Origin of the sequence: Bartonella elizabethae F9251 = ATCC 49927, assembly GCF_000518165.1 — a bacterium.
In the GTDB taxonomy this organism is placed as follows: domain Bacteria; phylum Pseudomonadota; class Alphaproteobacteria; order Rhizobiales; family Rhizobiaceae; genus Bartonella; species Bartonella elizabethae.
In genome coordinates this window covers 29,388-56,261 of sequence record NZ_JADB01000001.1, presented here as the reverse complement: position 1 = coordinate 56,261, position 26,874 = coordinate 29,388, and the positions used below count along the sequence as shown (strand labels likewise).

At 37.6% G+C, this 26,874-nt stretch carries 22 protein-coding genes; 7 read left to right on the top strand and 15 right to left on the bottom strand.

What is annotated here, in order from left to right:
* Positions 1-166 precede the first annotated feature (166 nt).
* Together prfA and prmC are read left to right on the top strand one after the other, a co-directional pair.
* Positions 167-1,243: a peptide chain release factor 1 gene (prfA, locus tag T429_RS0100235; protein WP_005774157.1), complete on the top strand. Its 1,077-nt coding sequence runs from the start codon at positions 167-169 to the stop codon at positions 1,241-1,243.
* Positions 1,240-2,106: a peptide chain release factor N(5)-glutamine methyltransferase gene (prmC, locus tag T429_RS0100230; RefSeq protein ID WP_005774158.1), complete on the top strand. Its 867-nt coding sequence runs from the start codon at positions 1,240-1,242 to the stop codon at positions 2,104-2,106. The genes prfA and prmC overlap by 4 nt, the downstream gene beginning before the upstream one ends.
* Here prmC and nrdF read toward each other — a convergent pair.
* From nrdF to nrdH, 4 genes are read right to left on the bottom strand one after another with little or no spacing between them, the layout of a single operon-like run.
* Entirely contained in the window at positions 2,103-3,077 is a 975-nt protein-coding gene (nrdF, locus tag T429_RS0100225) for a class 1b ribonucleoside-diphosphate reductase subunit beta (protein WP_005774159.1), read from the bottom strand. The two genes, prmC and nrdF, sit on opposite strands and share 4 nt — an antisense overlap.
* A gap of 11 nt (positions 3,078-3,088) precedes the next feature.
* Entirely contained in the window at positions 3,089-5,239 is a 2,151-nt protein-coding gene (gene nrdE / locus T429_RS0100220) for a class 1b ribonucleoside-diphosphate reductase subunit alpha (protein ID WP_005774160.1), read from the bottom strand.
* Entirely contained in the window at positions 5,221-5,619 is a 399-nt protein-coding gene (gene nrdI / locus T429_RS0100215; protein WP_005774161.1) for a class Ib ribonucleoside-diphosphate reductase assembly flavoprotein NrdI, read from the bottom strand. Before nrdI ends, nrdE begins: the two co-directional genes overlap by 19 nt.
* Positions 5,619-5,843: a glutaredoxin-like protein NrdH gene (nrdH, locus tag T429_RS0100210; protein WP_005774163.1), complete on the bottom strand. Its 225-nt coding sequence runs from the start codon at positions 5,841-5,843 to the stop codon at positions 5,619-5,621. The genes nrdI and nrdH overlap by 1 nt, the downstream gene beginning before the upstream one ends.
* Positions 5,844-6,526: 683 nt before the next feature.
* On the opposite strand from nrdH, the gene T429_RS0100205 reads away from it, so the two are divergent.
* From T429_RS0100205 to T429_RS0100195, 3 genes are read left to right on the top strand one after another with little or no spacing between them, the layout of a single operon-like run.
* On the top strand, positions 6,527-7,279 hold the full coding sequence (locus tag T429_RS0100205; protein ID WP_005774164.1) for an ABC transporter ATP-binding protein: 753 nt from the start codon (positions 6,527-6,529) through the stop codon (positions 7,277-7,279).
* Positions 7,280-7,282: 3 nt separating this feature from the next.
* Positions 7,283-8,152, top strand: coding sequence for a metal ABC transporter permease (locus tag T429_RS0100200; protein ID WP_026500805.1), 870 nt, complete (start codon positions 7,283-7,285; stop codon positions 8,150-8,152).
* A gap of 10 nt (positions 8,153-8,162) precedes the next feature.
* Positions 8,163-9,083 carry a metal ABC transporter solute-binding protein, Zn/Mn family gene (locus tag T429_RS0100195; protein WP_005774166.1) on the top strand — a complete coding sequence of 307 codons (921 nt, stop codon included), beginning with the start codon at positions 8,163-8,165 and terminating at the stop codon, positions 9,081-9,083.
* Between the two features lie 948 nt (positions 9,084-10,031).
* On the opposite strand, the gene T429_RS0100190 is transcribed toward T429_RS0100195, so the two are convergent.
* The 7 genes from T429_RS0100190 to T429_RS0100160 form a co-directional block, all read right to left on the bottom strand.
* Complete coding sequence (locus tag T429_RS0100190; RefSeq protein WP_005774167.1) at positions 10,032-11,078, bottom strand: sn-glycerol-3-phosphate import ATP-binding protein UgpC; 1,047 nt, start codon at positions 11,076-11,078, stop codon at positions 10,032-10,034.
* A 2-nt stretch (positions 11,079-11,080) separates the two neighbouring features.
* Positions 11,081-11,932, bottom strand: coding sequence for a sn-glycerol-3-phosphate ABC transporter permease UgpE (gene ugpE / locus T429_RS0100185; RefSeq protein ID WP_005774168.1), 852 nt, complete (start codon positions 11,930-11,932; stop codon positions 11,081-11,083).
* 10 nt (positions 11,933-11,942) lie between these two features.
* Positions 11,943-12,827 (bottom strand): sn-glycerol-3-phosphate ABC transporter permease UgpA, encoded by an 885-nt coding sequence (gene ugpA, locus T429_RS0100180; RefSeq protein ID WP_005774169.1) that lies wholly within the window; start codon positions 12,825-12,827, stop codon positions 11,943-11,945.
* A 95-nt stretch (positions 12,828-12,922) separates the two neighbouring features.
* Positions 12,923-14,257, bottom strand: a complete 1,335-nt coding sequence (gene ugpB / locus T429_RS0100175; protein WP_005774170.1) for a sn-glycerol-3-phosphate ABC transporter substrate-binding protein UgpB — start codon at positions 14,255-14,257, stop codon at positions 12,923-12,925.
* Between the two features lie 976 nt (positions 14,258-15,233).
* Entirely contained in the window at positions 15,234-15,956 is a 723-nt protein-coding gene (locus T429_RS0100170; RefSeq protein ID WP_005774172.1) for a glycerophosphodiester phosphodiesterase, read from the bottom strand.
* 189 nt (positions 15,957-16,145) lie between these two features.
* A complete protein-coding gene (guaA, locus tag T429_RS0100165; protein WP_005774173.1) occupies positions 16,146-17,702 on the bottom strand; it encodes a glutamine-hydrolyzing GMP synthase in 1,557 nt (518 codons plus the stop codon).
* A gap of 132 nt (positions 17,703-17,834) precedes the next feature.
* The gene (locus T429_RS0100160) at positions 17,835-19,121 is read right to left on the bottom strand and encodes an RsmB/NOP family class I SAM-dependent RNA methyltransferase (protein WP_005774174.1); all 1,287 of its coding nucleotides are present in this window, start codon (positions 19,119-19,121) and stop codon (positions 17,835-17,837) included.
* 528 nt (positions 19,122-19,649) lie between these two features.
* On the opposite strand from T429_RS0100160, the gene T429_RS10735 reads away from it, so the two are divergent.
* Positions 19,650-19,796 (top strand): hypothetical protein, encoded by a 147-nt coding sequence (locus T429_RS10735; protein WP_005774175.1) that lies wholly within the window; start codon positions 19,650-19,652, stop codon positions 19,794-19,796.
* 179 nt (positions 19,797-19,975) lie between these two features.
* Here the strand turns inward: T429_RS10735 and guaB are convergent, their stop codons facing one another.
* The 3 genes from guaB to T429_RS0100140 all read right to left on the bottom strand — a co-directional run bounded on the left by guaB (position 19,976) and on the right by T429_RS0100140 (position 24,941).
* Positions 19,976-21,475 (bottom strand): IMP dehydrogenase, encoded by a 1,500-nt coding sequence (gene guaB / locus T429_RS0100150; protein WP_005774177.1) that lies wholly within the window; start codon positions 21,473-21,475, stop codon positions 19,976-19,978.
* Positions 21,476-21,637: 162 nt separating this feature from the next.
* The gene (locus tag T429_RS0100145; RefSeq protein WP_005774178.1) at positions 21,638-23,209 is read right to left on the bottom strand and encodes a phospholipase D family protein; all 1,572 of its coding nucleotides are present in this window, start codon (positions 23,207-23,209) and stop codon (positions 21,638-21,640) included.
* A 346-nt stretch (positions 23,210-23,555) separates the two neighbouring features.
* On the bottom strand, positions 23,556-24,941 hold the full coding sequence (locus tag T429_RS0100140; protein ID WP_005774179.1) for a sigma-54-dependent transcriptional regulator: 1,386 nt from the start codon (positions 24,939-24,941) through the stop codon (positions 23,556-23,558).
* A gap of 267 nt (positions 24,942-25,208) precedes the next feature.
* Between T429_RS0100140 and T429_RS0100130 the strand changes: the two genes are divergently transcribed.
* Entirely contained in the window at positions 25,209-25,577 is a 369-nt protein-coding gene (locus tag T429_RS0100130; protein WP_005774181.1) for a hypothetical protein, read from the top strand.
* A gap of 277 nt (positions 25,578-25,854) precedes the next feature.
* Here T429_RS0100130 and T429_RS0100125 read toward each other — a convergent pair whose 3' ends face one another.
* A complete protein-coding gene (locus tag T429_RS0100125) occupies positions 25,855-26,847 on the bottom strand; it encodes a KpsF/GutQ family sugar-phosphate isomerase (RefSeq protein ID WP_005774182.1) in 993 nt (330 codons plus the stop codon).
* Positions 26,848-26,874: the final 27 nt, after the last annotated feature.

Sequence of the window (26,874 nt, the reverse complement as noted above, 5' to 3'; positions counted from 1 at the left end):
CACTTGAAAATAGAATAGTTTTCATTGGCAAAAAAGTTTTTCTACTTTATTACCGCTTTTTGTATGATGCTATACTACGGTAATTCGTTGCCAGTGTTCTAACAAAAAAGCATTGCAATAAGATATTATAAAAAATTGTATTATGAAAAATTAGGCCAATATTATCATGGTTTCTTTGCCACAAGATCGCATAAAACAACTTGAAAAGCGCTTTGAAATAATTGAAAGCCAAATGACAGCCAATCCAAATGCTGAAACATATGTCAAATTAGCTTCTGAATATGCAGAACTACAACCTGTTATTGCCTCTATACGCGCATTAAATGCTCTTTACGCAGAGATTAGAGAATTAGAAACGATTATCAACGATAAACAAACAGATATAGAGATGCGTCATCTGGCCCAAGAAGAACTCCCATCGTTATATAAAAAGGTAGAACACCTAGAAAAAGAACTCCAGATTCTTCTTTTGCCTAAAGATGTTGCTGATGAAAAAAGCGCTATTGTTGAAATTCGAGCAGGAACGGGTGGATCAGAAGCAGCACTTTTTTCCGGTGATCTTTTCCGTATGTATGAACGTTATGCTCATGCTCATCATTGGAAAGTAGAGGTTATTTCACTCAGTGAGGGGGAAGTTGGCGGATATAAAGAGATTATTGCGACCATCTCAGGCAAAGGTGTCTTTTCTAAATTGAAATATGAATCAGGTGTCCATCGTGTGCAACGCATTCCTGAAACAGAGACCGGAGGACGTATCCATACATCAGCTGCTACTGTTGCAGTGCTTCCAGAAGCTGAGGAAATTGATATTAATATTCGTCCTGAAGATATTCGTATTGATACAATGCGTGCATCTGGAGCAGGAGGACAGCATGTCAATACAACGGATTCAGCTGTTCGTATCACGCATATTCCAACAGGAATTATGGTGGTACAAGCAGAAAAATCACAACATCAAAACCGAGCACGAGCCCTTCAAATTTTACGGGCACGTTTGTTCGACATCGAACGACAAAAAGTGGAAAGTGAACGTTCAGCTTCTCGTAAAAACCAAGTTGGTTCCGGTGATCGTTCAGAACGTATTCGTACCTATAATTTTCCACAAGGACGCGTCACGGATCACCGTATTAATCTAACCCTTTATAAGCTTGATCGAATTTTGGAAGGAGATCTTGATGAGCTTATTCATGCACTCATCTCAGATCATCAAACAACACTTCTCATGGAAATGGATAATCATTGAACAAATATTCTTTCAAGAATGTCATCCAACAAACGCGAGAAAAATTGCGCACGAAAGGAATTTTAGAAGCCGATCTCGATGCGAAAATACTCGTTGAATGGATAACAGGAATAAATGCTGCTGAAAGAATTTCTAGACCAGATATGCATGTATCTTCTGAGCAGATTATACAAATAGAACAGGCTGTACAACGGCGTATTGCAGGCGAACCGGTTTACCGCATTATAGGAATAAGAGAATTTTATGGCATACCTCTCAAATTGTCTCAAGAGACGTTAGAGCCCCGTCCGGATACAGAAACGCTCATCGATCTTGTTCTCCCTTTCCTAAAAAAACAGGTCGAAAATTCGAAAAAAATAACACTCCTTGATATGGGTACGGGAAGTGGTGCTATTGCGATTGCCATTCTAAAACAAATTCCCCAGTCCTATGCAGTGGCGGTCGATATTTCTGAAGATGCCCTTAAAACAGCGATAAAAAATGCAAAAAATGCTGAAGTCATACATCGCTTCACACCTCTCCTTAGTGATTGGTTTGATGCGATCACAGATCACTTTGATTTTATTGTTTCCAATCCACCCTATATCCCTGCAAAAGATATCAAAAAACTTGCAAAAGAAGTGCGCTTATATGATCCATTGCGTGCTCTGATCGGTGGAGAAGATGGGCTTGATTTTTATCGAAAGCTCGCCCATGAAGCAGCTAACCACTTAAAAGAAAATGGCTATGTTGCCGTTGAAATCGGTTACTCTCAAGAAAAAGACGTCTGCGATTTATTTGAAAAAAATGGTTTTCAATGTTTAGAAATACGCAAAGACCTCAGTGGGATACCCCGCGCACTTCTGTTTGCGTGCAAGCCTTAAAATTCCCAATCATCATCCGTGGTCGCAACCGCCTTGCCAATGACATAGGAAGAACCAGCCCCTGAAAAAAAGTCATGATTCTCATCAGAGTTTGGTGATAAAGCCGCTAAAATAGCAGGATTAACACGACAAACCTCAGGGGGGAAAAGGGCTTCAAAACCTAAATTCATTAAAGCTTTGTTGGCATTATAATGAAGAAAAATTTTTACATCTTCTGTCAATCCAAGGGTATCATAAAGATCTTCAGTATATTTGCACTCAATGTTATAAAGATCAAAGAGCAAGTTAAAAGCAAAATCTTTAATTTCTTGTCTTTTTGTTTCATCAAGCTTTGCATAGCCCAATTGAAATTTATAGCCTATATAATAACCATGGACTGCTTCATCACGAATGATAAGCCGAATGAGATCTGCTGTATTGGTCAGCTTAGCGCGACTAGCCCAATACATGGGCAAGTAAAAACCAGAATAAAATAAAAAGCTTTCCAGCAAGGTCGACGCAATTTTTTTCTTGAGTGGATCATTTGCTTCATAACGCTCAAGGACTAATCTAGCCTTTTTCTGCAAATGACTATTTTCTTCTGACCATCTAAATGCATCATCAACTTCTACCGTCGAACAAAGGGTTGAAAAAATAGAGGAATAAGAACGTGCATGAACCGCTTCCATGAAGGCAATATTCGTCAAAACCGCCTCCTCATGCTCTGTTATCGCATCAGCAAGCAATGAAATGGCACCCACGGTGTTTTGAATGGTATCTAGAAGCGTTAATCCTGTAAAAACACGAATCGTCAATTGACGCTCTTCATCCGTTAAACTTGACCATGAGGGAATATCATTGGAAAGTGGAACCTTCTCAGGCAACCAAAAATTTCCAGTTAAGCGGTTCCATACTTCAAGATCTTTCTCATCATGCAATCTATTCCAATTAACAGCAGACACAACAGGATTTTTGGTTGTAATCTTTGTCATATGATGACCTCCTATAAACTGCACGAAACACAGCCATCGACCTCTGTCCCACTCAATGCAACTTGCCGCAGTCGTACGTAGTAAATACTCTTTATACCCTTTTTCCAAGCATAAATTTGTGCGCGGTTAATATCACGTGTGGTCGCGGTATCAGGAAAAAATAGTGTTAATGAAAGACCTTGATCGACATGCTGGGTCGCAGCAGCATAGGTATCTATAATTTTTTCAGGACCAATCTCATAAGCATCTTGGTAAAAATTTAAATTCGTATTATCCATATAAGGAGCGGGATAGTAAACACGCCCAATTTTTCCCTCTTTGCGAATCTCAATTTTTGAAGCAATTGGATGAATAGAAGAAGTGGCATGATTAATATAGGAAATCGATCCCGTAGGAGGAACTGCCTGCAAATTACGGTTATAAAGTCCATACTCAATAACGTTTTTCTTGAGCTCCTGCCAATCCTTTTGATCTGGGATAACAATATTATTCCGTGTAAAAAGATCTTGTACAAGTGCAAATTGTGGTTTCCATTCTTTTTCAATATATTTTTCGAAAAAACGTCCATCGGCATAAGCTGATTTTTCAAATCCTGCAAACATTTCTTGACGTTCGCGCGCAATTAAGTTGGAAGCCCGTATAGCGTGATATGTCACAATATAAAAATAGATATTGGTAAAATCAATCGCTTCTGGAGACCCATAATAGATTTGTTCACGCGCGAGAAATCCATGCAAATTCATTTGTCCCAAACCAATCGCATGACTTTCAGCATTGCCTTTCGCAATGGAAGGAACGCAAGCAATATTACTCATATCCGAAACCGCAGTGAGAGCACGAACAGCAGATTCTACGGTCTGTCCGAAATCAGGACTTTCCATTGCTTTGGCAATATTCATAGAACCAAGATTACAGGATATATCACTTCCAATCGTGCGATAGGTTAAATCTGTCTCCAGTTCACTGGCCTCACTCACCTGCAAAATTTCTGAACATAAATTGCTCATACTTATGCGCCCAGCAATCGGATTGGTTCGATTAGCAGTGTCCTCAAATAAAATATAAGGATAACCAGATTCAAATTGAATTTCCGCTAATGTCTGAAAAAAAACGCGTGCACTTATTTTCTTCTTACGAATTTTTGCATTATCAACAAAAGAGCGATAATGCTCCGTTAAAGAAATATCGCTAAAAGGTTTGCCTGTTACACGCTCAATATCATAAGATGAGAAGAGATACATGTCCTCATTATTGCGTGCAAGCTCAAAAGTAATATCAGGAATAACCACACCAAGCGAAAGTGTCTTGATTCTAACTTTTTCATCCGCATTTTCACGCTTTGTATCCAAAAACTTCATAATATCTAAATGATGAGCATGCAAATAAACAGCTCCAGCCCCCTGTCGCGCCCCAAGCTGATTGGCATAAGAAAAAGAATCTTCTAAAAGTTTCATCACCGGTAAAACACCAGATGATTGATTTTCTATTTGCTTAATTGGCGCTCCAGCCTCCCGCAAATTGGTTAAACAAAGAGCCACACCTCCACCGCGTTTTGAAAGCTGTAAAGCCGAATTAACTGCACGACCTATCGATTCCATATTATCTTCAACACGGAGCAAAAAACACGAAACCAATTCACCGCGTTGTTTTTTTCCCGCATTTAAAAATGTTGGCGTTGCTGGTTGAAAACGCCCTGTAATAATCTCGTCCACAAAACTTTCAGCAAGAGCTTTATTCCCTTGTGCCAAATATAAAGCCACAAGACAGACACGATCTTCATAACGTTCAAGATAACGCTTCCCATCAAAAGTCTTTAGCGTATAACTGGTGTAGTATTTAAATGCACCCAGAAAAGTAGGAAAACGAAATTTAAATGCATAAGCACGTTTAAAAAGCTTTTTAATAAAAGAAAAATCATAAAGCTCAAATAAAGCTTTTTCATAATAACCTTCTTCTATTAAGTAATCTATTTTTTCCTTCAGGTTATGAAAAAAAACTGTATTTTGATTAACATGCTGAAGGAAATATTGCCGCGCAGCAAGCCGATCCATATCAAATTGGATATGACCATTTTCATCATAAAGATTAAGCATCGCATTCAGCGCATGATAATCAGTAATCTGATCGGACTTCTGCGACTGTTTTATACCAATTGTTTCCAAAATCTTTCCAATCCCTTTTTTACACAAAGAACGTCTTCATCCGTTCCACGCAGCTCAAAACGATAAAGGCAAGGGACACAACATTTTTCAGCAATGATCTTACTGGCTAAATTATAATAGCGACCAAAATTACGATTCCCACCGCCAATGACACCACGAATTAACTTGCGATTCTCAACTTCATTAAGAAAATGAATCACGGCTTTCGGCACCGCCCCTCTTCCTTCTCCATCTGCATATGTAGGAACAACTAGGATATAAGGCTCACCAACTAATGCAGAGGGTTTCCTTTTATCAATTTTGAAGAGTCGTTGACCAAGCTGCGAGACAAAATGTTCTGTATTACCCGTTGCACTCGAATAATAAACAATAAGCCCCATTAAGCACAAAGACCACTAATCATATCTGGTCTAAAACCAGACCAATGATTCTCACCACAAACAACGACAGGAACTTGGCGATACCCAAGAGATTGAACAAAACTGTATGCTTGTTCATCACAGGAAATATCAACAACCCGATAATGAATGCCTTTTGCGTCAAAAGCGCGGCGTGTAGCATCACACTGGACACAAGATGGTTTGCTATAAATAGTGATCGACATTTTCTTCAACTTTCACAATTCAAAACAATCAACTCTAAAAGAGTTAATCTAATAATTTTAAATACTCAAGAATAACAAACAACAGAAATTGTACGCAAAATGTGTGGTTATTTTCAAACAGCACACAGATTTCTGAACATAACAGAATCTCTCATCAAATAAATTCAAAGACTATGATGAAAATAAGCAATTATTCCACAACTTAAATGGGATTCCCCCAGTTATAAAACAATCTTTTGCTTAGAAAACAATTCCCTCCTGCTGTCTAAAAACTAACGTTCTAAACCACCGTTTTCAAGAGTTCTGTTTTACTCTTTTACGGCAAAAATCAATTACAAAAATGAAAGGGAATCATTCCAAAAGAGACATCTTGGCAAGAATATATATCGCTACACCCTTGCTCAATAAACTTTTACAATAACATTGGAAATAACTTAGATACCAAACGAAACACACTAACACCCTCTCTTGTGCTTATTTAGAATCACCAATCATTTTGATACTATATATAGTATATACTCTCTCTCTTTCGTCAAGGAGAATTCGACGATTATTTTGAATTGTCCACGATCTTCCCACTAAAATATTCAACTCTCAAAATGATGTAATAATATAACACTTTATTGACAAATGTTATATTATTACATAGTTTCTAAAATAATTAAGTAAAGATGGTATAAGTTATGGATCTGCACTTTAAAAAGACAACATTAGGCTATGGGAATAGAATAGCGATCAAAGATTTTTCAGCAAAGTTAAAAGCGGGTTCATTGGTCGCAATCACGGGTGATAACGGTGCTGGAAAATCAACATTGCTAAAAGCCATTGCTGGATTGATTAAACCTCTTAAGGGAAAAATTACGAAACCGAAAAAAAGCCGCATTGCTTATCTTTCTCAGCAATGTGATATTGATCAAACATTTCCAATTGATGTGAAAACACTTGTAAAAACAGGACTATGGTCTTTTTGTGGATTATGGAAAAACCAGCGCCCTTATGATTCTAAGATTCAGAGTGCGCTTGAAATGGTTGGGCTCACAGCACTTACCAACCGTTCGCTTGAAACATTATCAGGTGGGCAATTACAACGCGCCCTTTTTGCACGTATCATTGTACAAGATGCCGATATTATCTTGCTTGACGAACCTTTCAATGGTATCGATCGCAATACTCAAAAAGACCTTCTTGCACTGATCACGGACTGGCAACAACAAGGACGCACAGTTCTCACAGCACTCCATGATCCTCTCGTCGTGCAAAAGTTTTTTCCTCAAGTGATTCAAATTAATCAACAAAACGCCTTTTATGGAGAAACAACACAGTTTCTCGATAATACCATTTATTCCATTATACCTCCTCTCAGCTCCAACTCTTTGTGTATTAATACACGACAGCTCCTGCCTCCTATTAATGATTCTCTCTTTCTTCGGTTATAAGACGTGTATGCATTTTTTCTTGCCCCCTTTATTGATTTCCACTTTATGCAAAATGCTCTTATCGGCTCTATTCTGCTCTCTATGAGCGCTTGTCCTGTTGGTGTCTTTTTGATGCTCCGTGGAATGAGTTTAACAGGAGATGCTATCTCTCATGCCATTCTTCCTGGTGTTGCAACTGCTTTTCTCATTTGTGGCTTCTCCCTCATATCTATGACACTTGGTGGTATTTTCGCTGGCATTATTGTGGCTTTAGCAACCGTTTTAATTTCACGAAATAGCCTTCAGAAAGAAGATGCATCCATGACCGTTTTTTATCTTATTGCACTCGCAGCAGGTGTCATTATTATCTCAATGAAAGATTCAACCATTGAACTGCTTCATCTCTTATTCGGATCAGTTCTTGCAATTGATACACAGACTCTCTGGTTGATCACCACCATAATGTTGATCACACTCTGCAGTCTTTTTATTTTTTGGCGTGCCCTCGTCTTAGAAAGCTTTGATCCCCTCTTTTTTAAATCACTCTCTCCATTGAGTAAATATATTCACATTTCATTGCTTGGACTTGTGGTGTTGAATCTGGTTGGAGGCTTTCAATCACTAGGAACATTACTTTCCGTTGGCATTATGATGATTCCCGCGATTACAGCCCGTTTTTGGTTTTCACGGCTAGGTCCCATTTGCCTACTTTCTACTCTTTTTGGAATCATTTCTAGCGTATGTGGTCTTTTGCTTTCTTTTCATCTCTCCCTGCCTTCTGGCCCTGCTATTATCATTGCCGCAGGATTGATTTACCTTATTTCCTGCTTTATCAGTCCACGCGGTTTTATTGTAACATGGTTTCCCAACCTTTTTTATACTTCCTCACTTTAAAGAAAAAACAATGCCTAAATTTACTCAAAAATTTGTTCTTCTCAGTGCTTTATTGTTTGCCCTTTCTCTCTTTCCTGCTTCTGCACACAATAAAATAAAAGTTGTTGCAAGCTTCTCTATTCTTGCAGACCTCGTAAAAAATATAGGAGGCAACAATATCTCTATGACTACTTTTGTAGGACCCAATGCGAATACCCACACTTATGAACCTACCCCCCTTGACGCTCAAGCTCTTAGAAATGCTCAGATTATTTTTATCAACGGACTTCATTTAGAGGGGTTCATTGACCGCCTCATCACTGCAAGCGATACAAAAGCACTTCTTGTCGAGGTTAGTGCTAACATTCCCACTCTCGAAATGAAAAATCAAGAACATGATGCCCATCACCATCATCACAGCGTTATTGATCCACACGCTTGGCAAACAATTCCCAATGTCGAAATCTATGTGAAGAATATCGCTGTTGCTTTTTGTAAAATTGATCCACAATATTGTCCGCTTTACAATAAAAATGCCGAAACCTACATAAAAAAGCTTAAAACAGCACAAGAGACCTTAAAAACAAAAATTGCCACTATCCCTGAAGATAAACGTATCATTATCACATCTCATGACGCTTTTGGCTATTTTGCCAAAGAATATGGCTTTACTATCCTTGCCCTCCAAAGCGCTTCAACAGAAGCTGAAGCAACCGCAGCTGATGTTGCTAAACTTATAAAACAAATTAAAGCGAATAAGGCAGCAGCATTGTTCGTTGAAAATATCTCCAATCCCCGTCTCATAAAACAAATTTCAAAAGAAACAGGTTTAAAAATTGGTGGAACCCTTTATTCTGATGCATTGTCAAACGAAAATGGTCCTGCTGCAACTTATCTCGATATGATGAAGCATAATGTGAATACCATCATTGATGCCATCAAAAAACATTAAAAAATCTTTTTATAGAAGAAAAAAGTTCATAAAATCATAGGTCTATGATTATGTTATCAATGATAACCAATATCCATAATTAATAACAATAATATGAAACAAAGTTAATTTTATAGAAAAAACTTATATCCTATAAATGCTCAGATAGATAAAGTCATCAATAAATTTATTCCCTCATTGAGCCCAAATCACAAGCATTATTATTCTATTTTCCAACGTTTCTTTTGTGATAATTCTTAACACTTGAAACAGTTCATAAGAAGCATTTTAAATCCTTTCTTAATAGTTTTTTATTCATACGACTCTTCCCGCTTATAACAGCAAGCGAATGGTTTTTATGATTCAACATGGAACAAAGGTGGAATTAAAAAAATTTACGGTATTAGGGCTGTTCCTTAATACACAAAACAGTAAACTATCATTACAAATCAATCTATTGCTGTTAAGTAGAACGTACCTATTTTTGTACAAGATACTCAGAATAGCGTCCTGTTTTTATAGATAAAACGGACTTTTTATATCACCAATTAAAGCTAAGATATGGGGACCTAATGTCACTATTTGAGAATAATTTTCTCTCTTTATTTTTCTTATTCATTCTTTATAAGATAGATCAATTATCTCATCAGAAAAGATGATGATAAGATACTGTTTTTTTTATGAAAAAACGCTTTTCTAAATCCACGAAAATATGGTTAATAAATTGTTATCTCTATTCATTTCAATGAAAAGAACTTATTATTTTTAATGTTCTTCTTATAGAGCGTAAAAAGATAGAATTTCTTCATATGAGTATTTTGACATTCTCTGTGTCATGGGGCAATGGGTCATTGCAAAAACTTTTAATCTCATCGTTACACTTTTATTTTGTGAATATAATCAAGAGAGTCAAAACACAACATTATCATGATGCAACATAAAAGAAAGCTTTGTCACATCAATGAATGTTTACTTATTCCTTGTGCGCTTTCCAGTGTTTTTGTTAAAGGTATGAAAATCTTGATGAGCAACAGTGAAACTTAATTTTTGACCATAGTCGTGTGTCAAGCGTTCTTTTATTTCAATCGTAAAAATGATATCATTCCAACGTGTTAAAACATGGCAACCTGTTCCGATCGGCTTGATAAGCTCAATTTGTGTGTGAAAGACAGGTCCTTTATCGGGGTGTTCACCCAATAAGATTATTTCAGGTCTGAAAGCTAAAAGATCCGTTTCTTCGCTGTAAGAACATGAATGGCCTAAATGTTGTTCTAGGACACGACGGTCAAGAAAATTCATAGGAGGAGAACCAATAAAATCAGCAACAAATGTGGTTGCTGGCGTATCATAAATTTCCATTGGTGTTCCAATTTGCTCGATCGCTCCTTTATTCAAAACGACTATCCTATCGGCTAATGTCATGGCTTCTAGTTGATCATGAGTAACGTAGAGGCTGGTTGTTCCTAATGAACGCTGTAGCGTTTTTATCTCAATACACATTTGCGCCCGTAATTTTGCATCAAGATTTGAAAGAGGTTCATCAAAGAGAAAAACACGGGGTTGACGTACAATAACACGTCCCATCGCAACACGCTGGCGTTGTCCCCCTGATAATTGTCGTGGTTTACGATCAAGAAATGGCTCTATCTCCAAAAGCTTTGCAGCATGTGCGATACGTTTTTTTATTTCTTCTTTCGGAGTTTTTCGATTTTTAAGACCATATTCTAGGTTTCCGCGAACTGTCATATGGGGATAAAGGGCATAATTTTGAAAAACCATCGCAATATCACGATCAGCTGGTTCACGATCATTGATCCGTTCGTTATCAATACATAGTTCACCTGAGGTAACTTGTTCAAGCCCTGCAATAATACGCAACAAGGTTGATTTTCCGCATCCTGAAGGCCCTACAAGAACAAGAAGTTCTTTATCAGCAACAGTCAAGTTTAAATCATCAATGACCAGAATGCCGTTGTCATACTGTTTTTTTATATTTGATAACTGGATTGTGGCCACAATTACTTCTCCGTTTCAATAAGGCCTTTGATAAAAAGCCGCTGCATAAAAACAACAACAAGAACAGGTGGTATCATGGCAACAACCGATACTGCCATAAGGATATTCCATTGAGGATCATGTTGTAGTGATTCGACAATAAGCTGTTTTAAAATAATAAGAATTGTTTGATGATTTTGATCCGTTGTGATGATAAGAGGCCAGAGATATTGTATCCACCCATAAATGAACATAATGATAAATAAAGCAGCAATATTACTTTTGCTGAGCGGAAGGAGAATATCCTTAAAAAATTTAAATGGTCCTGCACCATCAACACGTGCTGCCTCTAAGAGTTCATCAGGAACAGTCAAAAAAAACTGGCGAAATAAAAATGTAGCGGTTGCGGATGCAATCAGAGGGATAATCATTCCACTATAAGTGTCAATCATCCCCAATTTTGCAACAACCGCATAGGTTGGAAGAATACGAACTTCAACAGGAAGCATCAATGTAACAAAAATAAGAATAAAAGCCGTTTTTCGGAAGGGAAAACGCATATAAACAATTGCATAAGCAGACAAAAGTGAAATAATAATTTTTCCAATGCTAATCCCTAAAGCCATAATGAGTGAATTCAGTAAGAGTGGCCAGAGGTTAGGGAGACCAAGCCTTGCAAGACCATCACCAAAAATTGTTTTATAGTTTTCTAGAGCATATTCCCCAGGTAAAAGAGGAAGTGTTCCCGTATTAAATGCTGCTGAACTATGGGTTGATGCAATGATAGCAACATAAACTGGAAAACAAATAATGATAATACCAACAATGAGAGTAATATGCGTTAGAAATTTCAAAAGAGGGCGATTTTCAACCATAATTTGTTTCCTAATATTGTACACGACGCTCAATCCAGCGAAACTGGATAAACGTTAAGACAATAACCATCAACATCAATATTGTTGATTGTGCTGCTGATGTACCGATTATTTGATTTCTAAAGCCATCGTCGTATACTTTATAGACGAGAGTGCTCGTTGCACGCGCTGGGCCTCCAGAAGTTGTGTTATCAATAATACCAAAAGTATCAAACATAACATAATTGATATTGACGATAAAAAGGAAAAATGTCGTTGGTGAAATTTGCGGAAAGACCACAGTCCAAAATCGTTTAAAGGGACCAGCACCATCAATGGCTGCTGCTTCTATTTGAGAACGCGGAACAGACTGAAGAGCTGTAAGAAAAAAGAGAAAATTGTAAGAAATTTGTTTCCAGCTAGCGGCAATGACAATCAGAATCATCGCTTGAGTGCCATTAATACGATAATTCCAGAGAACCCCTATTTTCTCAAGAAGAAAAGGAATAATCCCGATGGTAGGATGAAAGATAAACAACCATAATATACCTGCCAATACTGGAGCAACAGCATAGGGCCAGAGCAAAAGTATTGTATAAGCTTTTTTTGCACAAATAACACGGTCAACACAGACCGCCAAAAGAAGTGATATAGTCATTGAAACGACAGTAACTGAAATAGAAAATACTGCTGTTGTAAGAAGTGATTGCAAATAAGTAGGATCAGAAAGAACAGTTAGATAATTTTCAAAACCAATAAAGGTTGTTGTAAAGCCAAAAGGGTCTTCACGCTCAAAGGACGATTTTATGGCTTGAGCAGCAGGCCAAAAGAAAAATAAAAAAGTTATAAGAAGCTGAGGGAAAAGCAGTCCATAAGAAAGCAGACTCTTTTTAAAATATGCTTGTTTTTCTTGCATTCGCAGGGCTCTTTAAATGTAGAGACTTTAAAAAGATAAACAAAAAGGACTCAACTGTTTTTGTTGAGTCTTTTATATTTAACAAAAAAACGAAATTAATGATTAGATTTTTCAAATTCACGCAAGAGTTTATTTCCACGTTCAACGGTCTCATCTAAACCATCTTTCGGTGTTTTTGAACCACTAAGAACAGCTTCCAACTCCTGATCAAGAATGGTACGAATTTGTGGTAAATTACCAAATCTTATCCCCTTCGAGTTAACTGTCGGTGGATTAAGGTTGATCTGTTTGATAGCAATATCAGCCCCTGGCGTTTTTTCATAGAAATGTTGTTTTTTGCTCAATTCATAAGTCGCTTTTGTGGTTGGAAGATAACCTGTTCCTTGATGCCATTTTGCTTGATTTTCCGTTTTTGAGAGAAACTTAAGAAAAGCTGCTGCTCCAGCATATTCCTTTGGAGTATGACCCTTAAACGCCCAAATAGAAGCTCCCCCAATAACTGAATTTTGTGGTGCGCCTTCCGCATCCTTATAATACGGTAACATACCAACACCCACATTAAACTGAGCTTCAGAAACAATTCCAGCATGTGATCCTGAAGATTGCATAAAAATTGCACAGTTTTGTGCCATAAACATTGGTGTTGAATCTAATGCGCCTGCAGGACCACCATAGCGGAAAATACCTTGATCAGACCACCTTTTCAGGTCTGTCCACATACGTACTTGTAAAGGTCCATTAAATGTAAGCTCTGAATCAAGTCCTTTAAAGCCATTTTCTTTCGTTCCAAAAGGAACATTATGCAACGCTGAAAAATTTTCTATACCAATCCATTGTGCTGCATAAGCCATGGTAAAACCGCACGTTGCTGCTTTAGCCTCAAGGATTTTTTTAGAAAAATCTTCTATATCTTGCCATGTTTTAGGAGGCTGTTCTGGATCAAGTCCGGCTTTTTTAAAAATATCCTTGTTGTAATAAAGGATTGGTGTTGAAATATTGAAGGGCATAGAGATTATATGCCCCTGTTCATCAGAGTAATAGCCGCTAATAGCAGGAAAATAATCGGTAGGATCGAATTCTTGTTTTGTATCAGCCATAAGTTGATAAAATGGATAGATAGCGCCTTTTGCTGCCATCATCGTCCCAGTACCAACGTCATAAATTTGAGCGAGCACTGGCTGTTTTTTTCCACGAAATGCTGCAATCAGTGCGACCAAACCTTCTTCATACTCACCGCGAAATGAAGGCACAACTTTGTACTCAGATTGACTCGCATTAAAATCGTTAATGAGACTTTCTGTTTGCTTGCCTAACTCACCACTCATAGAATGCCAAAAGCTGATTTTGGTCTGCGCAAAACTCGCTGTTATTCCCGCTAAAGATATTATAATAGCAACCGTGGCCGCTATGAAAAGATAAAAACGACTCATGGTTCACCCTTTCTGAAGTGATGGAATACAAACTACCCCTGAATTTATAGTATTACACATGAACATGCTATGACAGTTTTATTTCAGAAATACATTCTCCCATTTAAACAGGAACCACCAAAAGGTCAAATGAATTTCTTTAGGTTTATTCGTTTTCTTTTATAAACTTTCCTATGGTTTAACGAAATACACGTTTGTAACGGGCTGAAAAAAGTGAGATGACTTCAATTAAGTAAGGGAATAGGTAAAAAGATATAGATCGTTAATGTCATTTAATGACTTTTGTAATATCTATAATATCTGAATTTCCTTTTTTCAAAAAAGAATTGTTTATTCTTTTATTATTTGTCTTATAATTTTTGCCTCATAACCTTAACACAGTGTTACGACTGAATTTAACGAAAAGACAAGTAGAATTTTTCTTAAAATGAAGAAAATAATTTTGAAACGTTTAAGTGTTTCCTTCCCTGTAATGGAATCACACCCCCCTCATTCAAAATAAAATGATATTGTACGATTAATTTCCATTGTGTTAAAAAAAATCTTTTAATAGATCTACATTTCATGATGGCTCCTATAAAATAAGCCATAAAGCCTCCCTGTTAAAGTATATAAAAATTTTTTATGACATCATTTTTATACTTTTATAAAAGTGCAAAACGGAATCATATAATGATGCCGTTAGTGCTTCAATAAAGCCTTTTTAACGAGAGTTTAAAGAATGTTTTTTTTCAATAGCTTTTTATCATCCCACCACCACCCACTCGTAATATGCAAGCAAATGATTTTAGCTGATTCATTGTAAAAAAATTTGAAGTGAGAAAATTTCTTGATATTAAGCGCTATCACTTAATATAAAAAGTGTTTAATTATCATTAAAATCAACGTGTTATTATTTCCCAAAAGAAAATACCTCCTGCTTTCTTCCATTACACTGGCTTTATAAAGGTACAGGGATTTTATAGAAATATATTTTTTACCTTTGTTCACGCAATTGCAATGCAAGATCAGGTTGATCTGTCGTAATATAATGTACAGGCATATTAAGCCAATGTGATAATCGAGCTTTTCCGTTGATTGTCCATACCCCCACAGTAAAACCAGCTTCAAGAGCTGCTTCAATAAAATCCTGTGAGACAGTGGAACCATCTAAACTTAAATCAGAATAACCCAATTGTTTCCATTCAGAAAAATGACGATACATATCACCTTCAAAATGATCAACACATGGACCAGATGGTATTCCTGCTTCAATAAAAGGGCGAAGAATCAAAGGATCAAAACTAATGGCAGAAACCCGTTCTGTTAAATTTCGACTTTTTATGAGTGCAAGCGCTTTTTGAGATAAGATTGTTTCACGCTCCACTTCACCACAGGTTTTGATTTCAAGATGCAAACCAACATTGGTTGGTGCTAAAAGATCAAGCACCTCTTCTAGTAAAGGAGGTGCTTCTTGGCTTCCTTTTACGCAGAGTTGTTTGCGTGTTTCATTATCAATATCGTGAATAGATCCCTTTTTGCCAATCAATTGGTCTAAACGAAAATCATGAAAGACAACTACTTCACCGCTTTTCAACAAATGAACGTCGCATTCAACTTCATCAACACCTAACGCTATAGCGTTACTAAATGCCGAAAAAGTATTTTCAGGATAAAGATGCGCTCCACCACGGTGTGCAACAATTTTTTTCTTAGACATGCAAAATTTCACACTTCCCAATTTTAAATGACAATAGTTTAAACAATATTGGCTCTCAATGATATTAGCGTATAGATTTTTAAAGGCTTATATCCTATAAACAAGCACACTTACTTTTTAAGACTTTTTCTACATTTTTCTCAATATTAAGTCCTCAATCACATTTTTTGGGCCTATTCTTTATTTCAGTTATTCCCATTCAATGGTTCCAGGAGGCTTTGAGGTTACATCATAAACAACACGATTAATCCCTCTAACTTCATTAATAATGCGTGATGCTGTCTTACTTAAAAAAGTCATATCATAGGGATAAAAATCAGCGGTCATTCCATCGACAGAGGTGACAGCGCGAAGCGCACAAACAAATTCATATGTGCGACCATCCCCCATCACTCCAACTGTTTGAACAGGAAGAAGGACAGCAAAGGCTTGCCAAATTTCATCATAAAGACCGGCTTTACGAATTTCCTCAAGATAGATAGCATCTGCCTCACGTAAAATTTCTAATTTTTCACGGGTCACAGCCCCTGGACACCGAATTGCAAGACCGGGACCTGGAAAAGGATGACGACCAATAAACTGTTCTGGCAATCCTAATTCTCGCCCTAGCAAGCGGACCTCATCCTTAAAGAGCTCACGCAACGGTTCTACAAGTTTCATACTCATCTTTTCTGGTAACCCACCTACATTATGGTGGCTTTTAATGGTGACCGATTCACCAATAGCAGAGACACTCTCAATAACATCTGGATAGAGTGTTCCTTGTGCTAAAAACTCTGCACCTCCTATTTTTTTAGTCTCTTCTTCAAAAACTTCAATAAAAAGGCGACCTATCGTTTTACGCTTTTTTTCTGGATCTATCTCACCTTCTAAAGCATGAAGAAATATATCCGCAGCATCAACATGAATAAGCTCTATATTATAGTGATCGCGGAATAATGTAACAACTTCCTGCGCCTCATTCTTACGCATTAATCCATGATCGACCAAAATGCATGTCAGTTGATCTCCTATAGCTTCATGAAGAAGCACCGCTACAACAGAAGAATCCACTCCCCCTGAAAGACCACAAATCACACGACTTTTTCCAACCTTTTGTCGTATTGTCGCAATGGCCTGCTCACGATAAGAAGCCATTGACCAATTGCCTTTAATCGCAGAAATCTTATGAATAAAATTTTGCAAAAGTTTTGTACCATCCGGTGTATGAACAACTTCAGGATGAAATTGTACCGCATAAAAATGTCTTTTCTCATCAGCAATAGCCGCATAGGGGGCGCCTTTTGAGGTTCCTATAACATGGAAACCTTCTGGTAAAGCTGTCACACGGTCACCGTGACTCATCCACACTTGATAACGAGAACCTTTTTCCCATACTCCATCAAAAAGAGCACTCTCCTCTTGGATTTCCAAAAAAGCACGACCAAATTCACGCTCATGTCCAGCTTCAACCGTTCCTCCAAGCTGAACACACATGACTTGCTCCCCATAACAAATACCAAGAATTGGAATACCAACCTCAAAAATTTCCCTTGGAGCACGGGGGGAACCTTCATCAATAACAGAATAAGGACTACCTGATAAAATAATCGCTTGAGGATTTATGCGGCGCACTGCTTCTAAAGCCAATTGAAAAGGAACAATTTCACAGTATACCCCCATTGCTCTTACCCGTCGTGCAATAAGTTGTGTAACCTGTGAACCAAAGTCAATAATAAGAACAGTGTCTGGATGGGATATGCTCATAGAAAACCAATCAACAATTGTAAAAGAGAACTCATGAGAGTTATGATTTAATCTTTCTCTTTTCACAAGCCTGTTTTCTTAAGAAAAGGAATATTCTTGTAAAATTTATGATAAAAAATGCAAAAATATAGATCAATGTTTTTTTTGCAACACAGATAAAAAAAATCCATCTGTTTTTGTTGTTGCAGGCGATAAAGTCAGGCCATAATTTGAAAAAACGGGTTGCACAGGTGAAGAACTGAAATATTTCTGCCAAAGTGCCTGCATATCTATTGGAGAAAAATGAGAATGCTGTTGAAGGAAATGGAAAATTTGTTCCTCATTTTCATCTGCAAAAAGAGAACAGGTAATATAGACTAAGCGCCCATTTGGCTTAAGATAATCTATCGCCTCATTCAAAATCGTCCTCTGTTCTGTTTGGCGTTGTTTTACCTGCTCTAGTGTTAAACGCCATTTCGCATCTGGACGACGACGCCATGTTCCTGTCCCGCTACAGGGTGCATCTAACAAAACTCTATCCATCTGACCTATTAAAGACTTCAATTCTTCTTTTTGTACTCGCGTTTGTACATTACGAACACCAGCGCGTCGAAGACGATCAAAAATAGGCGCTAGGCGTGCTTTATCAAAATCATAAGCATAAATTTGCCCACGATTGTTCATATCGGAAGCTAAAGCTAATGTTTTGCCACCAGCACCTGCACAATAATCTAATACCTGCATACTTTCTTGCGCTTCCACAAGATGAGCAACAATTTGAGACCCTAAATCCTGTATTTCAAAGTACCCTTTTTGAAAAGCTGGCTCTACTTGAACATTGGGATGACGATCAAATTTTTCAATCGGCGCAACTCTTAAAGCTTGCCGAAACCATGAAAACGATTGAAGTTTTGTTTTTGCTAATTCTTTTAGTACCTTTTCTGGTGTTGCCTTTAGGCTATTGACCCGTAGGTCTAAAGAAGGACGCGTTGCTAGTGCAGCAGCTTCCACGATCCAGTTATCACCAAATAAAGGACAAAGATGTGCTTGACACCATTGAGGAATATCACCACGAATATAGTCTGGTGCATCCACTAATTGCCGCTTTTGCCACGATTTGCGCTGTTGATCCTCTAATAACTGCGGTGCAAACCGATCTCCTTCTAACGCATTGTCAATTTGCTCCAGCGTCATTTTTCCCGTATCTAATAAGGTAGCAAAAACAATATCCCGAATATCATCACTCTCCATTCGCCATTGTAAAGAATATCGTCGTCTTAAAACATCATAAACGATTGTACCAATAGCTGCACGATCACCTGCTCCAGCAAAACGATGAGAAAGCCCCCAATCCTTTAAAGCTTCTCCTACAGGACGATGCCTCATTTCTATCTCTTTGAGAACATCTATTGCGGCTTGCAAACGCCCACCTAATCGCATTCACTTCTCCCATTAAAATAATAAAATTCTAAACTGTTTTAAAAATAATATTATCGTCCTATTGCCAATGAACTCTTCTCAAAGCCATCAAAAATTTACATTTACTTTTAAAAAATAATCTGAGCATACTTCTTTATAAGAACCCATTTAGTGTATCTAGATTTTTCCTTTCATTTTCTGACCATTAGCTTTTTATCCTTCTAAAATACATAAAACCCTCTTACGCTAAAAGATAGGTTGCCATCCATAAAGAACTTCTTTCCACCATACATTACGAAAAAACAAACTCCTTGTTATTGTGTAAAATGAAATTTTCTCAACTTATCTAAATAACTGAAAAAATCCGATATCTTCCATCTTGAAAATATAATCCTTCTGAAAAAGGAGAAAAAATCTTCTAACAAGATGAGATAGGCTCATCTTATTCTCAACAAAAAATTAACTTTTTAGAAAATGCTTGGAACCACTATTTGGCACGACCGTTTTGATTATACTGGTAACTGCCAGATAATTTAAAAGGAGAAAATAATGACTTATAATAATGGAAAAACAACTTCATCTAAAAGCCGTCATAATACAATGCCCTCAAACAATGGAAAGAAATCCGTCGAAAGTGATCAGACAAACACTCGCCAACGTGCGTCAAAGACGGGACGCAAGACAACAAAAAGTTAATTATAACTTTATATAATTGACTTCACATAGTCGTAACAGAAAGAATTAGAGTTTTAGCCTCTAATTCTTTCCTTTTGTGGATTATGATACCAAATCACAAACAGGAAGAAAAACCATCTCTCTTTCTTGTTCCCAGAAGATTTTACATCTATGTGACATGATACCAGGTTCTTATATCTTCAAACTGGTCCCCGATAGTTTGGACTCTCCCGTGTGATCGAAACATCATGCGTATGGCTTTCATGGAGTCCCGCATTGGTAATACGAACAAACGTTGCTTTTTTACGAAACTCTACGAGATCTTTTGCCCCAACGTAGCCCATCGAAGCACGCAGTCCACCAGCAAGCTGATGGAGAACTGATGCTATAGGACCTTTATAGGCTACTTGACCCTCTACACCTTCAGGAACTAACTTCAATTCATCACGAACGTCATCTTGAAAATAACGATCTGCTGATCCTCGTGCCATAGCACCAACAGATCCCATACCCCGATAGGCTTTAAAAGATCGACCTTGATAAAGATAAACTTCACCAGGGCTTTCTTCTGTTCCCGCTAAAAGAGAACCGATCATTGCTGCACAAGCCCCACCCGCTAAAGCTTTAGCAAAATCACCCGATGCTTTAATCCCACCATCTGCAATGATGGGAATGCTTGCTTTTTCAGCAACTTCTGCAGCATTCATAATAGCGGCAAGTTGAGGAACACCAACACCAGCAACAATACGTGTTGTACAAATAGAGCCAGGACCAATACCAACTTTTACCGCATCTGCACCACTGTCAATCAATGCTTGCGTTGCTTGAGCGGTCGCGACATTCCCAGCAATAACAGCTGGCGAAGAAGCCATTTTTTTAATCCGTTCAACAGTTTCTAGAACACGCTGAGAATGTCCATGCGCTGTATCAATGACCAACACATCAACACCTGCGTCAATGAGGCGTTCAGCACGTTCAATCCCATCATTCCCAACACTACTCGCCGCTGCGACACGCAAGCGTCCTTGAGAATCTTTAGCCGCATTTGGATTTAATTTTGCTTTTTCAATATCCTTTACTGTTATCAGACCGACACAACGATTTTGTTCATCCACAACCAATAATTTTTCAATACGGTGATGATGTAAAAGATATTTTGCCTCACTCAGTTGAACATTTTCACGCACTGTGATCAAATTCTCATGGGTCATTAATTCATAAATTTTTTGTTTTGGATCCGATGCAAAACGGACATCTCTATTGGTCAAAATGCCAACAAGCCGTCCAGCAGTCTCTCCTTTAACACTATTTTCGACAACCGGAATACCTGAAATACCATGAAAGCGCATCAAAGCTTTCGCTTCATCAAGGGTTGCATCGGGTCCAATTGTGACTGGATTAACAACCATACCAGATTCAAACTTTTTTACCTGGCGAACTTCTTCTGCCTGCTCTGCAGGAGACATATTCCGATGAATAACCCCAAGACCACCTGCTTGAGCCATAGCAATTGCCAAACGCGATTCTGTTACCGTATCCATTGCAGCGGAAAGCAATGGCAAATTGAGCTGAATATCGGCTGCAATGCGCGTCCTAAGATCCACTTGACTAGGCATAACAAGAGAATGACCTGGCTGTAAAAGTACATCATCAAAAGTCAGTGCCAATGCCCCTGTCCCCGTTTCAACAATTTTTGCCATAGCAAAATTCCTTTTATAATAAAATATTATAACAAAACACCGCAAGAAGCTTTAAAATACAACTGCGGTCCTCATAGGGTAGATTGGCGAAAAATTATGCCATGCTACAAACAAAATGAAAAGAAAAATAAATATTTTTTTAAAAGTGTGGTTTATAAAAATTTACAATTGCGATTCAATCGGTAACCAACTTATTATTTTTGCAAATGCGCGACGCCAAAAATTGCTTTCTGGCTCATAATCAATGCTATATTTTTTTTCATTTTCAATAAAATCCCAATAAATACGATTATTCTTACCAAGACGAAGATGATAACTCATTTCGCCCGTCGTTTCTTCGCAAAACAACAAATCTAGCCTTGCTGTAATGGGAGCACATTCAAAAAGAATGCCCATTTCTGTATTGAGTGCTGCTGATCTAGGATCAAAGTTTAAAGATCCAATAAAAGCTGTTTTACGATCAACTAAAAAAGCTTTGGCATGTAAACTTGCCTTACTCGATCGAAACAATCGTAATCCATGGGGATTGCCTTCTGCTTTTAATTCATAAAGCTTAACACCACTTTTCAACAGCGCCTTACGATACGGTACATAACCACCATGCACTAATGCTACATCGGTCGCCGCCAAAGAATTTGTGAGAATTTTGACATCAACACCTTTTGAAACCAAATGACTTAAATTCTGCGTCCCTACCTTACCAGGAACAAAATAAGGGGATGTAATTTGAACCGTTTTTTGGGCATTGCCAATAACCTTTGAGAGTGCCTTCATAAGCCAATTGCTCGCTTTTTTACGCAATGCTTTTTCTGGAGGGTCAGAAAGAACGACAACTTTATCGGCTAAAAATAACCGCTTGCCTGCCTGGATAAAACACTCGAAGTTAATGTGCTCTTTAACATAATCTAAATAAACTTTTGCAACCTTGGAATCCCGAAACTTTCGTAATTTATCTTTCCAATAGCTAAGATCGCTTGCGCTTTTAGGAAGAACCAAAGTATGAATTGGCAAAACAACAGCACTATTCCAAAAATCATCAAAGATACTTTCCACCTTTTTAACAGACGGACCGATTAACATCAAATCTAAATCTCGAAAATGAGATTCTTCAGCTGCATCAAAATAAGAATCTGCAAGATTACGTCCTCCTACAAAAGCGACCCTGCCATCAACAATAAAAGCTTTATTATGCATTCTCCGTGTTACAGTAATTGCCCGTAATATAATCTCTAAACCACGGCGTAAACCACCTTTTCGTGATCGCCCTGGATTAAACATTCTCACCTCAATATGCGGATGTTTATCAAGCGCAATATAAGCTGGATCACGTGCCTGAGCGTTAATATCATCCAAAAGAAGCCGTACCCGAACACCTCTATCAGCTGCCTCAACTATTTCACTTAATAATAAACGCCCCGTTAAATCATCGTCCCAAATATAATACATTAGATCAAGGCTACGCCCAGCCTCTGCTGCGCCTATTGCACGAACGCAAAACGCATCCAAATTGCTGATGATGAGGGAAAGAGCATCTTTATCAACCCCCAGTCCATCTTCTTCCTTAGCCAATTGATTGACGATACGATCAAGCTTAGTTTCATCCTTCTGAAGAGGCAACGCATAAGAACAATGCCCCCTAGCATTTTCAACGAAACGCCCATAGGTGTAGATTGCCAACATAGACGCAATAAAAAAAAAGAGGATAAAACCAATAACAATCTGTAAAAGAGTCAAAGAAGGTAAACTTTCTATTTTTACGCTATCGCATCATCGGTGATACGAACCACAATACTAAATTAATCATTTCATCTTAATCGTGTAGCAGATAAAATGCCATTTCTTGCTTAAGAGAGTATAAATTTAATATTGATGATGCAAAATTTAGTCACAATATTTAAAAGCTTAAAAAAATATCTCTTGGCTTTAATAAATATATATAAAATGAAACAAACGCTAAAACAGTCCAATAAAATTTATAATACATGACTGTTTTTTTGTAAGTAGCCCCAATAGCTTTATCAAAAACCCCTCTCTTTTTTTGAAACTCATACCTGTCATCAAAAAAGATTTGTTATGAATTTTACTTTCGTTCTTGATTTCTTATCGTTCTCAATTCTTCCATTTTTCGATAAAGTGTAGAGCGACCAATATGAAGGCGGCGCGCAATCTCACTCATATGCCCTTTATAATGTTTAACTGCTTTCTCGATAATATCATGTTCCATCTCTGCAAAAGTACGTACATGCCCATCATTATTCAAAAATTGTATTGAATCTTGTTCATTATCTTCTTGCATATTACCCTCAATGATATTGGGAACACTCATTAATGAATTTCCCATCAATTGGGGAAAATCTCGAACTGTTAATAAAGGCCCCTCACTGAGTAAAATCGCACGAAATAAAAAATTTTCAAGTTCATTTCTATTACCAGGCCAATCATACTGCATAAGCAAAGAAAGCGCTGATCCTGCTAAACCATGGACATGTGATCGCCCTGTTTCTGTTATGATGCGATCGATCAAACGTTGTGTGATCTCTGGAAAGTCATCCCTTAATTCTCGTAAAGCAGGAACGCTAATAGAAAGATGAGAAAATTGTTCAAACAAACTATGCAAAAAAAAGTTTTCTTTAACTAAGTCCTTTAAACGCGATGTTGAAATAGCAATGATCCGAAAAGGAAAAAGTTCTCCTTTTGTATCCCTTTCCCTTTCTTTAAGATACTGAGCAAACCGTTTTTGCTGTATGGGCTCAAGTCGATCAATATCACAAAGGCAAAGTGTCCCGTTTTCAAGTGAAGAAACCAATGGAAGAAATTCTTTAAACCAATGCTGATTTTCTTCTTCTGGATCAACAATCGCCGAACATTGAAAGCGAATAAAAGAGCCCTGCGCGAATAAACCTTCATGATGAATAATCCGTGCTAAGGTCTCACGACCTGTTCCAACTTCACCTTCTATTAAAAGATTTTGTGAAGATGTTGCTGCTGTTCTCGATTGCTCTAAAACAATCTGCATCACTCTGCTTTTTATGCAAAGATCTGAAAACCGTAAATGATTCTCTTTCTTTCTCCGAATATCTTGAACCTCATGCTCCAAAGCAGAAATAAGAGCAAGGATATCCAACGTAACTCTTACGCGTAATAATGTTACTGGATGAATCCAATAATCAATGGCTCCAGCTGTTAAAGCTTTCTGGAGTAAATCTTGATTCTCTTGTTGTGCTATCACAACAAGAGGAACAGAAACACCAGCAACTCTAATCATTTTAATCAAATCGCTTACACTCAAATCACTCATAACGACATCAAGGAGTGCAAGCACAATGTTTTTACGTCTTTGTAAAAGATCAATCGTACGGAGGCCATTTTCTGCTTCAATGACACGGTAACCAAAACCTCGGAGCATAGCAGAAAGCTCTATACGTCTTCCATAATCTTCACTCGCAACAAGAATGGGACCAACCATAATGTTAATAATCTCCTTTGAGATTACTCATGAGACTATTCAGCGGCTTAATGTAAAAATTGTTGTAAACCATAAGAAATATTTCACCTCTTGTGTTTCACTTGCACATTTCATCAAGCTGTTAATTAAATACAACATTAAGGCATTTTTTTCTATTTTTTTTGCTTTTTCATTGATTTTTATAAAATTTTTCATATTGACTCATGGCATAATTTAATAATTTTATAGAGAATAGAGAGCAAAATAATCTAAATTAGAGTGAAATAAATGAAACATACCTATCATATTTTATGTCTTACAATCACCGCCTTGCTATTAAGTGCCTGTGGCTTTTCGCAATATTATAACCCCAATATGTCAACTGGAATTGATGGAAAATGGGTTGATGAGAATGGTATTATTTCTTCTTTCCACAATGGTGTTTTTGAAACGCGTGCAGCAGATACAGAAGAAAAACTATCAGAAGGAGTCTATAGTTACCTCAATGCCCAAAATATAGAAATTGAAATACGCTCTATTCTCCGTGGAACAATTTCTAGAGTCAATTGTACAATGTCATATGATGCCACACAACTTCTCTGCACCTCACATACAGGAGCACAGTTTTTCCTTAAGCGGAAATCTTCAACAGAGTAAAAGGTAAGCTTCTCTCAGTTAAGAACAGAGGGAGCACATACATCGAACAGGAGGTGATCCTTTCTCCTCCTGATAGAAAATCCTCTCTAAAATACGCAGAGAGACTGATATAATCTCTGTATCCGTGGGATTTTCTAAACATGATAAAATGCGTAAAATAATTATTTTTTCCCACAAAAGATCAGCGAAAAGTCCCTTCACAATAAAAACTTGTGACTTTGTATTGTTCCGTCTATTTTCGCCTAAAATAACATTTATCTGAATAGAGAGCTTTAATCTAAGCAGCTCCGATGCGCAAAAGATCGTGAAAATGAACAATTCCTATCGGTTTTTTATCTTCAACCACGAAGAATGCACCAATATGATGATCATTAATAAAAGCCATTGCTGCACCAACAAGTGTATTTGGCTTTACAACTTTAGGATCCTTGGTCATCACCTCATCAACATTAAATTTTGATAAATTAAAATGAATGTTCCGTGCCAGATCACCATCGGTCACAATTCCAATGAGTTCACCTCTGGGGTTAATAACACCAACACAACCAAAATGTTTTTCTACCAAAACATTCATCGCTTCAGTCATAGCTGTTCCCTGCATAACCAAAGGAATACGATCCCCCTCATGCATTATATCACACACGTATTTAAGGCTTGCACCAAGAGAACCACCAGGATGATATATTTTGAAATCCGTTGCGGTAAAACCACGCATTTCTAAAAGAGAAACTGCTAATGCATCTCCCATTGCCAATTGCATAATTGTTGAAGTTGTAGGCGCTAAACCATGGGGACACGCCTCTTCTACCTTGGGTAATAAGAGAACAATATCCGCTTGTCGACCTAATACAGAGTGCTCACTTGATGTCATTGCAATAAGGGGGATACGAAAACGTGCCGCATAACTCATAATGCCACTTAATTCTTGCGTTTCACCAGACCATGATAAAGCAAGGATAACATCATCAGATCCAATCATACCAAGATCACCGTGATTGGCTTCTGCAGCGTGAACAAAAAAAGCAGGCGTTCCAGTTGAAGCTAAGGTTGCTGCAATTTTTGTCCCGATATGACCACTTTTCCCAAGGCCCGTAATGACCACATGTCCGAGGGCATTTCTAATGGTTTGAACAGCCGCTTCAAAAGAAGAGGAAAGACTTCCAAGAAAAGCTGCTTCAAGCGCTTCAAGCCCTTGCTTTTCACTGGCAAGTGTTTTAAGCGCCGATGCAACAGCCCCCTGCAAAGCCCTATGAGGAAATGGTATTGTCATAATCAAATTCAATCAATAAAATTACAT